General features: G+C 63.3%; 12 protein-coding genes. All 12 read right to left on the bottom strand.

Going from position 1 to position 13,202, the window contains the following annotated elements; translation table 11 throughout:
- Nucleotides 1-122: 122 nt before the first annotated feature.
- The gene (locus ACP7EG_RS06610) at nucleotides 123-590 is read right to left on the bottom strand and encodes a GNAT family N-acetyltransferase (protein WP_426086958.1); all 468 of its coding nucleotides are present in this window, start codon (nucleotides 588-590) and stop codon (nucleotides 123-125) included.
- A complete protein-coding gene (locus tag ACP7EG_RS06605) occupies nucleotides 591-1,076 on the bottom strand; it encodes a nuclear transport factor 2 family protein (RefSeq protein WP_426086957.1) in 486 nt (161 codons plus the stop codon). It abuts the gene before it with no gap.
- 60 nt (nucleotides 1,077-1,136) lie between these two features.
- Complete coding sequence (locus ACP7EG_RS06600) at nucleotides 1,137-1,823, bottom strand: hypothetical protein (protein ID WP_426086956.1); 687 nt, start codon at nucleotides 1,821-1,823, stop codon at nucleotides 1,137-1,139.
- The gene (locus ACP7EG_RS06595; protein WP_426086955.1) at nucleotides 1,790-2,158 is read right to left on the bottom strand and encodes a hypothetical protein; all 369 of its coding nucleotides are present in this window, start codon (nucleotides 2,156-2,158) and stop codon (nucleotides 1,790-1,792) included. The genes ACP7EG_RS06600 and ACP7EG_RS06595 overlap by 34 nt, the downstream gene beginning before the upstream one ends.
- Before the next feature lie 75 nt (nucleotides 2,159-2,233).
- Entirely contained in the window at nucleotides 2,234-4,693 is a 2,460-nt protein-coding gene (locus ACP7EG_RS06590) for a TonB-dependent siderophore receptor (protein ID WP_426086954.1), read from the bottom strand.
- Between the two features lie 215 nt (nucleotides 4,694-4,908).
- Nucleotides 4,909-5,874 (bottom strand): FecR domain-containing protein, encoded by a 966-nt coding sequence (locus ACP7EG_RS06585; protein WP_426086953.1) that lies wholly within the window; start codon nucleotides 5,872-5,874, stop codon nucleotides 4,909-4,911.
- Complete coding sequence (locus ACP7EG_RS06580; protein ID WP_426086952.1) at nucleotides 5,871-6,377, bottom strand: sigma-70 family RNA polymerase sigma factor; 507 nt, start codon at nucleotides 6,375-6,377, stop codon at nucleotides 5,871-5,873. Before ACP7EG_RS06580 ends, ACP7EG_RS06585 begins: the two co-directional genes overlap by 4 nt.
- 194 nt (nucleotides 6,378-6,571) lie before the next feature.
- On the bottom strand, nucleotides 6,572-6,982 hold the full coding sequence (locus ACP7EG_RS06575) for a hypothetical protein (RefSeq protein WP_426086951.1): 411 nt from the start codon (nucleotides 6,980-6,982) through the stop codon (nucleotides 6,572-6,574).
- Between the two features lie 258 nt (nucleotides 6,983-7,240).
- The gene (locus tag ACP7EG_RS06570; RefSeq protein ID WP_426086950.1) at nucleotides 7,241-7,504 is read right to left on the bottom strand and encodes a hypothetical protein; all 264 of its coding nucleotides are present in this window, start codon (nucleotides 7,502-7,504) and stop codon (nucleotides 7,241-7,243) included.
- Nucleotides 7,505-7,600: 96 nt separating this feature from the next.
- A complete protein-coding gene (gene pyk, locus ACP7EG_RS06565) occupies nucleotides 7,601-9,061 on the bottom strand; it encodes a pyruvate kinase (protein ID WP_426086948.1) in 1,461 nt (486 codons plus the stop codon).
- Nucleotides 9,062-9,148: 87 nt separating this feature from the next.
- A complete protein-coding gene (gene gap, locus ACP7EG_RS06560) occupies nucleotides 9,149-10,159 on the bottom strand; it encodes a type I glyceraldehyde-3-phosphate dehydrogenase (protein ID WP_426086947.1) in 1,011 nt (336 codons plus the stop codon).
- A 109-nt stretch (nucleotides 10,160-10,268) separates the two neighbouring features.
- Nucleotides 10,269-13,022, bottom strand: a complete 2,754-nt coding sequence (ppc, locus tag ACP7EG_RS06555; protein ID WP_426086946.1) for a phosphoenolpyruvate carboxylase — start codon at nucleotides 13,020-13,022, stop codon at nucleotides 10,269-10,271.
- Nucleotides 13,023-13,202 lie beyond the last annotated feature (180 nt).

The following is a 13,202-nucleotide window of genomic DNA, read 5'->3' as shown; positions in this document are numbered from 1 at the left end:
AGAGTCATGAGTATAGTTGCTTTACGAAAATATTCATAGGACTTCAGCAATACAATTGCCAGGAAATACATGTTTTGCGGCGATACGGCGACAGTTGCCCGTCGCGGCCAGGCACGCCGCCGTCACGCCGGCGTGCGCACGGCCATCATTTCGCCATCCGCGTCGATGCCCGTTTCGACAAAACCGGCCGATGCATACAGCTGCCGCGCTATCAGATTGGCGGGCGAGTAGTACAGCGCTACGCGGGCCGCGCCGCGGGCGCGCATCTCGCCCAGCAGCAACTCCAGCGCGCGCCGGCCCAGGCCCTGCCCCTGCCAGCCGGCGGCCAGCATCAGCCGGTACAGCACGTAGGTATCCTGCCGGCCCGCCGGGCCCGGCTCCGCATACAGGGCAAAGCCGGCCAGCACCTCGCCGGCATAGATGGTGCGCGCGTGCATGTGCGGGTGTGCGGCGGCAAGCGCCAGCGACTCGGCATTGCTGGCAATAAAATCCTGCTGCGCCGCGTGCGGCGCCAGCGCGCGCACGTCGTCGATGTTGCCCGCAATGACGGCGCGCAGCGACAGGTCCGGCAAGGCTTGCCTGGATATCACTTATTTATTCGCGCGGTGCCCGTAGCTGAGCACGCGCGTCATGTGCCAGCCTGCCGGGCTTTGCTTCCATATGATGGTGAAATCGGCCAGGCCGTCGCAGCTACCCGTATCGAACTGGCAAAAGCGGTGCGAACCCTGCTCGATGGCGCCAAAGTCCTGGATCGGGTAGACGCGCTGTGAGCCAGCGACAATTTCCCGGCGAAATTTGCCGCAGACATGCTGTTGCGTGTTGGCCAGCATCGCATCGCGGTTCCAAGTGACGCCGCCCTGGTCGTGGTAAAACTCCACATCCGGGGCAAAGTAGCTCGCATGTTCCTGCAGGCGTCCCGCTTCGGCACAGTGATTGAAGGCATCGAAAGCCTTGGCGTCGAGCGCGACAATGGTCGCTTCCAGCGTGGGTTCGGCGGCATCGGCCTGCAGGCAAAAGGCGGCGCAGGCAAGCAGCGTGCAGACCTGCGGCAAGCCCCGGCAGAAGAAACTATTCATGGACAATTCCTTTTCACCGGCGCTCACGGGGCCAGCGTGCGTGCATCATAGCAGAATCAATTACGCCTGCGGCCAGCGCGCGCGGATGGCGGCGCACGACTGGTAATGCGGGCCGGCCGTCTCGCTGACGGCAATGCCGGCCAGCGTACAACGGCGGCTCAGCTCGTCCTTGATCTGCCGCAACGACCAGCGCTGCGGCACGAGCAAATCCATGCCCACCACGCGGATCAGCGGGCAAGCGTCGAGGTTCGTGTGCAGCAGCAACTCCAGGCGCGCCATCGGCGGCCCGCCGCGGTAGACATCCACCGGGCCCGCGTAGCTGACCACCTCCAGCGCGCGTATCTGCTGCGGCGTCAGTTGCAGCACCTTGTCATGGCCAGGCAAGCCCCGCGCCACCCGGCGCAGCAACAGGCCAGCGTCGTTGATTTCGACATGAAAAGACAGATTGCGATCCGGCAGCAGCACCAGGCCGATGGTCCACGCGGCCAGCGCCGGCAGGAGCAGCAGCACTGCCTCGCCCGCGTACGACACATCACGCCAGACGGCTTGCAGGACAAAGGCGAGGATCAGGGCGCAGCCGCCCAGCAGCACGCTGCGCCACAGCACGGGACGCAGATTGGCCATCATCGCCGCATGGGAGCTGGCATCGTCGGCCGGCGCAAAGCGTATCCATTCGGCGCGCACCGGCTTGCAGAGCTTGGCGGGAATACCGATCAAGCGTTGGATGCCCGCATGTCGCGGAACCACGCCAGTTGCTCGCGCGTCAGGTAGTTGGCGCCATCGCCATGCAGGATAACGATCTCGATCTCGGGCGGAATCGACGCGATCAGCTGCGCCCCCGTGACGGGAAGCTTGGGAAACGCGATGCCGGCCAGGAAGGCCGGGTCTTCCGCCACCGTCACGCACTGGCGCTCCGGGTTCGGCGACGGCACGAGGAACAGGTCGATCTGCTCGCTTTGTCCGCCGATGACGACGTGCAATTGTGCGGCCAGCAGTTCGGGCAGGATCAGCTCGATGTTATTCTCGGTGCGCGATAGCTGGAAAGCGCTTTTCAGGGGCGTCAGGACTGGCGTGGCGGACATGGGAGCAGTGTGAAAGTGAAGACGGCGGCAGTGTAGCAGAGGCGCCCGCACGGGCGCGCTCTGCTGGCGCAGCGGCTACAGCTTGTAATTCAGGGACAGCAGCACGCTGCGCGGCGCGCCGTAGCGCTCCAGCCCGCCCGACCAGGCATAGCCGAGGCCCTGGTAGTAGCGGCGATCGAGCACGTTGTCGACACTCACGCGTAGCTGTACCTGCTCGCTGAGGCGGTAACCGGCCGTCAGCCCGACGATGGCGTAGCCGCCCTGCTGCGTCAGGTAAGCCTTGTCGCTCCGGTAAATCTTGTCCTGCGCAGTCACGGAGGCGCCCAAGTTCCACCGCGCCAGGCTGCCCCCCAGTTGCACAGTCGTGTATAGCTTGAACAATTGCTTCGGCTCATCCGTGGCGATGCGCTGGCCGATATTCGCCGCCACGCTATCCTTCGTGTACTTGGCCAGCACATAGGTGTAGCCGCCCGCGATCTGCCAGCCCGGCAGAGGCGAGCCCGACAACTGCAAGTCGACGCCTTCGCTTTTTACCTGCCCGGCCGCGCGGGCACAATAGATGGCGCCGCCCGTGGGGCAATTGACTTCATCGGCCATGGCGCGGTTATTCTGCTTGATGCGGAACAGGGCGCCGCTGGCATTGAGCCTGCCGCCGAAATATTCTCCCTTGACGCCCAATTCCAGGTTGGTGCCGCTCAACGGCGGCAAGGTATTGCCCTTGACATCGAGCACGCTTTGCGGCTGGAAGATCTGCGTGCCGCTCGCATACACGGAATGGTGCGCGTCCAGGTCGTAGACCAGACCCGCGTATGGCGTAAACTTCGCGTTTTCCGTCAGGTCGCGGCGCCACGTCGGCTTGGTGGCATACCAGCCAGTGACATCCTGCGCATACCAGCCGAAGCGCCCGCCCAGCACCAGGCGCAGCGGATCGGCCAGGCTGAAGTTGCCGGCCGCATAAATGCCCTTCTCGTCCGTCTTGCGGCCCCAGTTGTACGGCTCGAACGGCGCGCCGCGCATCGAGTAGGCACGGGGATTCCACTGGCGCAGATCGAACACGCGCTTTCCCGCACCTTCCCAGCTCTGGGCCGCGTCCGAATCGTCATGGCGGTAGCTGGCGCCGACGATGACGTCATGCTGGCGGCCGAACCAGGTGACGGGGCCGCTCAAGCGCCAGTCGGCCACCACTTGTTGCGTGTTGTACTTCCAGCCAGTTTCCGACTGTTCCAGCAGATACGTTTCGCCCTCGACACGGCTGTTGGTGGTATTGCGCGTGCTCGACGAGGCATCGATGTGCGTGATGGCGAAGCGGCTGCGCCAGCCCTGCTCCAGCGTGGTTTCCAGGTCGGCGAAGACGACGTTGTTGTCGCGTTTCTGGAACGAGTCGGCATTGTTCAGGAAAGTCGAGCGGGGCAAATCCATGTGGCGGCCGTCGGGCAAGGTCGGCAAGCCGACGAACACGCCGTCGGTGCGGCTGTGCTGGCGCGAAAAACCGATGCCGGCCGTGGTCGACGGCGTCAGGTCCGCCTCGACGATCGCATACACGGTGCCATTGGTATTGTTGACCACATCGACAAAGCTGTCGCTGTCGCGCCAGCTGGCCGCCACCCTGCCGCGCAGGCTGCCCGACTCGTTCAGGGCATTGCTGCCATCGACCGTCAATTGCCGGTCCTTCCAGCTGCCCAGGTAGACAGACGCATTGAGCAAGGGCGTGGCCGTGGGGCGCTTGCGTATCATGTTGATGCTGCCCGACGGTGCGCCCGCCCCTTCCATCAGTCCGGTGGCGCCGCGCACCACTTCCACGCGGTCGTACATCAGCATGTCGGCCGAGACGTTGCGCTCATTGAAACCCGTCACATCGAGCGGCAAGCCATCAACATTCACGTGGCTCAAGGCAAACCCGCGCGCAAAATACGTGGTTTCCTGGTCGGACACGCCCTGCGTCTTGCCATACAGGCCCGGCGTGGCGCGCGCCACGTCCTGCAAGGTGGTCAGGTCGAAATCTTCCATTTGCTGGCGCGAAATCACGCTGACCGTTTGCGGCGTGTGGCGCTGCGACAGGTTCAAGCCCGTGGCCGTCGACAGATTCCTCGACGTGTATAACCCCGTGCCTTCCGTGGCGCGGTCCGCCTCGGCGCTGACGATCACGGCGGGCATGCTGTCCAGACCTCCATCGGCCGTACTGCTACTGATTTTACGCAACAGGTAATTGCCATTGCCGTTTGCAAGCACTTCGAGTCCGCTGCCCTGCAGCAGTTTTTGCAGGCCGGCCGCGACGCCATGGCGGCCCTGCAAGCCTGGCGTCGCCAGGCCGTCGAGCGCCACGCCCTGCGTGGACAGGTTGATCCCGGCGGCGATGGCAAACGTGGACAGCGCATCGCGCAGGCTGCCGGCAGGAATGCTGTAATCGCGCAGGTTGGCGGCCGGGCTGGACTCGGCCGCCAGCGCCATTTGCGGCAAACCGGCACCGGCCGCACCCACGGCCAGGAACAGGACCAGCGCGGCGCGCACGGCGCCGGTGATGGGATGGAGCGTCATGCGTGCTGTTGTCAAACTGCGGTGCTGCAAAGCCATGTGGACCCTTTCGATGGTTCGGATTGTTCGTTCTCTACCTTGTATGACGGAGCAATCTAAAAAAAGGGACAGGCAAGAAGTAAATTGGAGCACGTCGGCTTACGCCCTGCGGGCTAAGCCGACCTACCATACCCGACAGGCGTAGGTCGGGTTAGCCCACCGGGCGTAAGCCGACAATCTCAAGCCGCCTCGACACTGATCCAGTAGCGCGTGCGGCGTACCAGCCGGATCGGCAAGGAACGCTGCAGCAAGAGCAGGATGTTGTCCGGGTCGTTCAGCTGGAAGATGCCGTCCACGGGCATGGCGGCCAGCGCCGGATCGCAGCGCAGCACGCCGTAGCGATAGCGCGCCACCTGCGCCAGCACCTCGCCCAGCGGCATGCGCTCGGCGATCAGCACGCCCTGCAGCCAGCCGGCAGCATGCGGCGCCAGCGGCGACAAGGAGGAAACGGCACGCTCATCAAAACTGCCTTGCCGGCCCGCATTGACCCTGCGCACGGTATCGGACGCCTGCGCTGGTCGGATCTCGACGGCGCCCTCGCTGACAGCCACCTGCGTGCGTGGCGCCAGCACGCTGCCGCCCTGGCGCACGCTGAAGTGCGTGCCCAGCGCGCGCACACTGCCATTGCTGCTGCGTACGAGGAATGGGCGCGCGGGCACTGCCCCGTCGTGCGCCGTGGCAACATGGAGTTCGCCCCCATGCAAGACCACCAGCCGGGCCCCGTCGTCAAAGTGCACGTCGATGGCCGTGTCCGTGTTGAGCACCAGTTGCGTGCCATCCGGCAAGGTCATGTGGCGGATCTCACCGCGCGCCGTGCGGATCGCGGCGCGCCAGACCTGCCATGGGGCCGACTGGCTGGCCAGCCACAGCGCCGGTCCGGCCGCGATCAACCCGGCCAGACCGTAGAGTACGGCACGCCGCTGCGGCGACTGCGGCGCCGCGTCTGCCGTCTGGCGCAGCGCGGGCGGCACGCTGGCCAAGGTGCCGCACACCAGCTCGGCCCGCTGCCAGGCCGCTGCGTGCGCGGGATCGCTGGCGCGCCAGGACTGGAACGCTTGCTGCTCATCTGGACTCAAGGTGCCCCCGTGCAGGCGCACCAGCCATTGCGCCGCCGCGCGGGCGGCGCGCGGATCGATGGCGCTCACAGGATCAGCAGGATGCAGCGTTCAAACGCCTGCACCATGTAGCGCTTGATGCTGCGCTCGCTCACGGCCAGGCGCCGCGCGATTTCCCCGTAAGCAAGGCCGTCAACATGCGCCAGCAGGAAGGCGTTGCGCACCAGCGGCGGCAAGCCATCGAGCATGGCATCGATGCGCTGCAAGGCCTCCAATACCAGCAGGCGCTCTTCAGGAGACTGCATCAGCAGATCGGGCTGCTGCGCCAGGGTTTCCAGCCATGCCTGCTCCAGCGATACGCGCCGGTAATGGTCGATCAGCAAGCGCTGCGCCACGGTGGTCAGGTAGGCGCGCGGTTCGCGCAAGGTCTGCCGGCCTTCCGGCGGCGCCGTCAGCAGGCGCACGAAGGTATCCTGCGCCAGGTCGGCCGCATGGTCGGCGCACTGCAGCTTGGCGCGCAGCCAGCGCATCAGCCAGCCGTGGTGGCTGCTGTAAATGGCTGCGATCGATTCGCTGGACTGCGCAATGTTCACGACGGACTCCTGCGCTGCAAGCGGCAAGGTGGAGGGTTTGCGATAGCCGGGTGGAACACGCCACCCAACTGAGAATAATTCTCATTATCGCAAACACTGCGCGCCCGCGTCAATGCCGGCGCCCGTCCAGCCAGGCAAACTGTTGTTTCAGCGTGGCGCCTGGCGCTTGATATACTGGCGTTGCCACAGCAAATTCAGCGAGTTATCACGGGCCAGACGGCAGGCGCCCTTTCCGGGCTGGCTCCGCGTGTCTGCACCCACTTATCCACGATAAGCCGGTACTCCAGTTTTTTTTCATAGTGACCCACGCCACCGTATTCGACGGTCAGCCAGATGCAACGCTGGCCTGCGACACCGCCAATCAGCCTGCGCATCGGCACGGTTTGATCGAGGATAACGTCGCTCGGATTGAATTTACCACCGATGTCCGCGATCCCCTCGATGCCCGGCCTGGCGCGCCCCAGCAAGTCCTGAACCTGGGCAGGGAGTGCATCGAGCGATGTCACGGCCGCTCTGTCGTCCGCATCGCATGATGCGTCCTGCGCCCGGGACTGGGCCGTGCAAGCGAGCATGAGCATCAATACGGCAGCATATCCGGGTTTCATCTTGACGGTTCCTTCAATTGCCAAATGGGAAAGTATCTATCTTCTCACGCGCGAGCCGATCGCACCAGTTGCCCGGCCACGGGACCTGGCAAGGGCGCCCGGGACGGGGAGGTTCAGGGCCGGCCGCGGCCGGTCACCTCGGCCAACGGCGAACGTCCGGCGTCAATGCCGGTGGCCACTGATGCCTGGAAACTGTTGTTTCAACGTGGCTGCCAGTGCTTTATATACTGTCGTATTCGATCAGCTGATCGCGGGAGATTATGCCCGATGGCGTGTCTCTGGCCTTGCTGCCAGCACGAAGGGAATGGCAAACGGCCCCAGAAACACCACCAGGATGGTCCTGACAGCAGTTGTTTTCAAGGAGCGGCGTTTGGCAATGAAGAGGCAGACAAAGGCCGACAGCGACCAGATCAAGGCAGGCAAGTATGTAGTCATCATGAACTCCGGATGCGCCCTGGAAGGCAGGAAACCATGCTGACACGGAAATGTGGTCACTGCAATGGCTGATTGGGCATCTGCCATTGCAGTGGGCGGCCAAGCGCCCCGCTTTCAGCCATTCTTAAGACTGCCGGCGGCTGTCGGCCAGTGATGAGGCCAGCAATGTGGCCAGTAATACGGTCAGTGCTGGCCGATCTTCATGATTTTCAGCGCGTTCGTGCCGCCGACCTTGCCCATCGGCTCGCCCCAGGTCAGCACGACCGTGTCGCCCTTGGTCACGACCTTATGTTCCAGCAGCAGCTCTTCCGCCTGCTGCAAGACCTTGTCGCGATCCGTGCCAGACGTCAATTCCAGGGTGCTGACGTTGCGGTACAGGGCCAGCTTGCGGCGCGTGCCCACGCTGGGGGTCAGCGCCACGATGGGGATGTCGATGTTGCAACGGCTCATCCACAGGGCCGTGGAGCCCGATTCCGTCAGGGTGGCAATGGCTTTCACGCGCAAATGATGGGCCGTAAACAGGGCGCCGTAGGCGATCGACTGGTCGATGCGCGAGAACGTGGCGTTGAGGAAATCGGCGTCCAGCTTGCAGGTATCCCATTTTTCCGCGTCCAGGCAGATGGCGGCCATCGCTTCCACCGTCTCGATCGGGTAGCGGCCCGAGGCCGTTTCCGCCGACGTCATGACGGCGTCCGTGCCATCGAGCACGGCATTGGCCACGTCGGACACTTCCGCGCGCGTCGGCACAGCGTTGACGATCATCGATTCCATCATCTGTGTGGCCGTGATCGCCAGTTTATTCGACGCGCGCGCCATCTTGATCATGCGCTTTTGCAGGGCCGGCACGGCCGCATTGCCCACCTCGACCGCCAGGTCGCCGCGCGCCACCATGATGCCGTCGGAGGCGTCCAGAATCTCTTGCAGCGCGGGAATCGCTTCCGCCCGCTCGATCTTGGCGATCATCATCGGCTTGTGATCCCACGCTTCGCCGGCGATATTGGCCAGCTGGCGCGCCATGACCATGTCGGTGGCGTTTTTCGGGAAGGACACGGCCACGTAATCGGCCTGGAAACTCATCGCCGTCTTCACGTCTTCCATGTCTTTCGCCGTCAGCGCCGGCGCGGACAGGCCGCCGCCCTGGCGGTTGATGCCCTTGTTATTCGACAGTTCGCCGCCGATTTTCACGGTGGTGTGGATTTCGCTGCCGACGACCTTGTCGACCGTCAAGACGATGAGGCCGTCGTTCAGCAGCAGCACGTCAGCCGTACGCAAGTCGCGCGGCAATTCCTTGTAGTCGAGGCCGCAGCGTTCGAGGTTACCCAGTTCGCCGTTTTCGCCCCATTTGGCGTCAAGGATGAACTTCATGCCATTTTCCAGGAAAATCTTGCCTTCTTCAAACTTGCCGACGCGAATCTTCGGGCCTTGCAAGTCCGCCATGATGGCCACTTCGCGGCCGCACAGCGCTGCCGCTTCGCGCACCATGCGGGCGCGGTCGATATGGTCTTGCGCCTTGCCATGCGAGAAGTTCAGGCGTACGACGTCGACGCCGGCCTTGAACATGCGGACCAGGGTCTCGATATCGTTCGAAGCGGGGCCGATGGTGGAAACGATCTTGGTGGCGCGTTGCTGTACTTGCATGGTCATGGTGTGCTGCTTTCTATAATGAGTTGCTACAAGGGCCAGCCTTGTGGGCCGGCCGTCCTGGTGCGCTGGATCAGCGGTGGTTCTTTCTTACTTGGCCGCCATCAGGGCGACCGTGGTGTCGAGCATGCGGTTCGAGAAGCCCCACTCGTTGTCGTACCACGACGACACCTTCACGAGGCGGCCCGAGACCTTGGTCAGGGTCGAATCGAAGTTCGACGACGCCGGGTTATGGTTGAAGTCGATGGAAACGAGCGGCTCCGTCTGGTATGTGAGGATGCCTTTCAGCACCCCTTCCGACGCCGTTTTCAGCAAGGCGTTGACTTCCTCGACCGTCGTATCGCGCTTGGCGATGAAAGACAGGTCAACCAGCGAGACGTTAATCGTCGGCACGCGGATGGCGAAACCGTCCAGCTTGCCGTTCAATTCAGGCAAGACCAGGCCGACGGCCGCCGCCGCGCCCGTCTTGGTGGGGATCATCGAATGCGTGGCAGAACGGGCGCGGCGCAAGTCTTCATGCATCACGTCGGAGAGTACCTGGTCGTTCGTGTAGGCGTGCACGGTGGTCATCAGGCCCGATTCGATGCCGATGGCGTCGTTGAGCGGCTTGACTAGTGGCGCGAGGCAATTCGTCGTGCACGAAGCGTTCGAAATCACCGTGTCCGATGCCTTCAGCACGTGCTGATTGACGCCGAACACGATGGTGGCATCCACGTCCTTGCCGCCCGGCGCGGAAATGATGACTTTCTTTGCCCCGCCCTTCAGGTGGGCCGAGGCTTTTTCCTTGGTGGTGAAGAAACCCGTGCATTCGAGCACCACGTCCACGCCCAACTCTCCCCACGGAATCAGGGCCGGATCGCGCTGCGCGAAGACGCGGATGCGGTCGCCATTGACGAGCATGTTGTCGCCATCGATGGTGACGACGCCGGGAAACTTGCCGTGCACCGTATCGTAGCGCGTCAGGTGCGCATTCGACTTGGCGTCGCCCAGGTCATTGATGGCGACGATTTCGATATCCTGCTGCTTGCCGCCTTCATAAAACGCGCGCAAGACATTGCGGCCGATGCGGCCATAGCCATTGATGGCAACTTTGATGGTCATGCTGTCTCCTTGATGTTTTCTACTGAGTTCGTAAAGCCAACCCAAGTGCAAATACCGGGGTCGTACCCTGAGGGTACGACCCCAGCCCTCGCTCTTGGGTTTGCCTTAATTAACCACTATTCCGCAAACCCGCCGCGATGCCATTGATCGACAAATGAATCCCCGTGCGCGCCGCCGCATCCTGCTTACCCTCGCGGAAACGTTTCAACAGCTCCACCTGCACGTGGTTCAGCGGGTCGATGTAGGGGAAACGGTTGCGTATCGAGCGCTGCATCAGCGGATTGGCTTGCTGCAACTCTGCCTGGCCCGTGATCAGCTTCAAGGCATCCAGCGTGGCCGCATATTCGGCGCGGATGCGTGTAAAGATGGCCTCGCGCAAGGCCTTGTCCTTGACCAGTTCCGCATACTTGCCGGCAATGGCGATATCGCTCTTGGCCAGGACCATATCCATATTCGACAGCAAGGACGTAAAGAAGGGCCAATCCGTGTACATGCCGCGCAGCACGTCCGCGCCGTCCGCCGGATGGGCGGCCAGGTAGGCTTGCACGGCGGAACCAAAGCCGAACCAGCCAGGCAGCATCAAACGGCATTGCGCCCAGCTCAAGACCCAGGGAATCGCGCGCAAATCCTCGATCGAGGTCGATTTCTTGCGCGAGGCGGGACGGCTGCCGATATTCAGCGCGGCAATTTCCGCAATCACCGTCGATTCCCAGAAATACTGTTCGAAGCCGTCCGTGCCGTAGACGAGGTCGCGGTAGGCGTTCAGGGCCGTGCCAGACAATTCTTCCATTGCCGCCAGGTGGCCCGCGCCGGCCGAGGCCTTCGGCTGCAGCTGCGCCTGCGGCAGCAGGGTCGACTGAATGGTAGCGGCCACCAGCACTTCCAGGTTGCGGCGCCCTACTTCCGGGTTCGCATACTTGGCCGTGATGACTTCGCCCTGCTCCGTCAAGCGGATCTGTCCCTGCACGGCACCGGCCGGCTGGGCCAGGATGGCTTCGTAGCTGGGGCCGCCGCCACGTCCGACGGAACCGCCGCGGCCGTGGAACAGGCGCAGCTTGATCTGATACTGCTTGAATACCGTCACCAGCTCGATTTCGGCCTTATAGAGTTCCCAGCCGGAGGTGAGGAAGCCGCCGTCCTTGTTGCTGTCAGAATAGCCGAGCATGACTTCCTGCTGGTCGGCGCGCGACTTGAGCAATCCCCGGTAGAACGGCAAGCCGAAGGCGCGCGCCATGATGGCGGGGCCGGCGCGCAAGTCGTCGATGGTTTCGAACAGGGGAATGATGTTGACATCCACTTCGCGACTGTCCTGGCGCAGCAAGCCCACTTCTTTCAGCAGCAGGGCCACTTCCAGCAAGTCCGAGACGCTGGCCGCCTTCGAGATGATGCAGTTCGGTACTGATTCGCGGCCATATTTGACGTGGGCCTCGCGCACGGCGCGGAAGATGTCGAGTTCGGACGTCGTTTCCTCGGAGTACTGCGCATACGGCGACGCCAGCAGGCGTGGCGACTCCAGCTCGGCCAGCAGCACGGCGATGCGCTGCTCTTCATCGAGGTCCAGGTAGACCAGGCCCGGCTGGGCGCCGGCAAACAGTTCGCCCACGACACGCTCGTGCACGTCGGAATTCTGGCGCAGATCGAGCGGCGCCAGCGAAAAGCCGAAGACCTTGACGGCGCGGCGCAGCTGGCGCAGCCGGCCACGTGCCAGCGCACGCAAGCCATTGCTGACGAGCGAATGCTGGACCACGTCCAGGTCGGCCAGCAGTTCGGCAGCCGCCGCGTAGGGTTGCACGCCTTCGGCTGGCTTGCCCTTGCCGCACAAGGCGACGCGCGTCGCTTCCAGGCGCGCATGGATACCATGCAAGGCGCGGCGGTACGGCTCGTCGACCCGGTGCGGCGACGCATCGGCCGAGCGTTCGGCCAACGCGCGCAGCGGCTCGCTGCATGCGTTCAAGATTTGTGCCAGCGACAGTTGCGAGGCGAGCTTGCGCAATTCGCCCAGATAAAAGTCGAGCACCTTGTCGGCCTGCGTCTGCAGGGTGCTGCGCAGGATGTCGGCCGTGACAAACGGGTTGCCGTCGCGGTCGCCGCCTATCCAGCTGCCGACCTTCATGAAATTGGGCAATTCCGCATCTTCCCAGCGGGCATCGCGCTGGGCCAGCATGGTTTCCAGCGAGGAATACAATTTCGGCAATTCGCGCAAGATGGTGTGGTCGTAGAACGACAGGCCATTGGCCACTTCATCCATGACGGACAGTTTGCTGGTGCGCAACAAACGCGTCTGCCACAGGGTGACGATGCCACGTCCCAGCGCTTCTTCGTTTTGCTCCGCCTCTTCCGGCGTCATTTGCACGCGGTCGCGCTCGCTCAACAGGCGGGCGATGGCCATCTGGCAATTCTGGATGCTCTTGCGCTGCACTTCCGTCGGATGCGCCGTGAACACGGGGCTGACAAACGCATCTTCAAAGAAGGTTTCCAGCGCATCGGCCTTGCCCGCGTCAAACACGTTGCCGACGGCATGGCTGAGGCTACCCTGGCGCGGTGGCGAACCGGCGATCAAATGGGCGCGCGTGCGGCGGATGTGGTGTTGGTCTTCTGCAATGTTGGCCAACAGCGAGAAATAGCTGAAGGCGCGCGTCAATTGGGTGGTTTCTTCCTGCGACAGCGCTTGCAGCGCGTCCGACAGCTGCGCGCGCGCCGCTTCGTCATTGTCGCGGCGGAAACGGATGGCCAACTGACGCACATGCTCGATGCGCTCGAAGGCGGGGTCGCCCAGGTGGTTGCGGATGGCGTCGCCCAGCAGACGGCCCAACTGGCGGATATCGCTGCTCAGCAGCTCGTCTTTCACTTCATTCATTTGCATGGTATTCATTTCCTGGGGCGGCCACGGCGGCACCGCACAGATTGCGTAGTACGCGCTTCCCGGCCCGGGAAACGCCCATCATCCATTTTGTAGTAAATTTACCTTACTGTCTCACCATCCTCTTGATTTTCATCAATAAAATCCACGTCAAACGGGCCTTAAAGGGCTTGCGAGCTGTTT

The organism is Janthinobacterium sp. PSPC1-1, assembly GCF_049897625.1.
Classification (GTDB): domain Bacteria; phylum Pseudomonadota; class Gammaproteobacteria; order Burkholderiales; family Burkholderiaceae_D; genus Janthinobacterium; species Janthinobacterium tructae.
This window is presented reverse-complemented; position numbering and strand designations above follow the sequence as displayed.

Bases quoted from the DNA above. Each gene is read 5' to 3' on its own strand.
- ACP7EG_RS06590 (WP_426086954.1), bottom strand. From the start codon at position 4,693: ATGACGCTCCATCCCATCACCGGCGCCGTGCGCGCCGCGCTGGTCCTG.
- ACP7EG_RS06605 (WP_426086957.1), bottom strand. From the start codon at position 1,076: ATGAATAGTTTCTTCTGCCGGGGCTTGCCGCAGGTCTGCACGCTGCTT.
- ACP7EG_RS06575 (WP_426086951.1), bottom strand. From the start codon at position 6,982: ATGAAACCCGGATATGCTGCCGTATTGATGCTCATGCTCGCTTGCACG.
- ACP7EG_RS06570 (WP_426086950.1), bottom strand. From the start codon at position 7,504: ATGGCAGATGCCCAATCAGCCATTGCAGTGACCACATTTCCGTGTCAG.
- ppc (WP_426086946.1), bottom strand. From the start codon at position 13,022: ATGCAAATGAATGAAGTGAAAGACGAGCTGCTGAGCAGCGATATCCGC.
- gap (WP_426086947.1), bottom strand. From the start codon at position 10,159: ATGACCATCAAAGTTGCCATCAATGGCTATGGCCGCATCGGCCGCAAT.
- pyk (WP_426086948.1), bottom strand. From the start codon at position 9,061: ATGACCATGCAAGTACAGCAACGCGCCACCAAGATCGTTTCCACCATC.
- ACP7EG_RS06595 (WP_426086955.1), bottom strand. From the start codon at position 2,158: ATGTCCGCCACGCCAGTCCTGACGCCCCTGAAAAGCGCTTTCCAGCTA.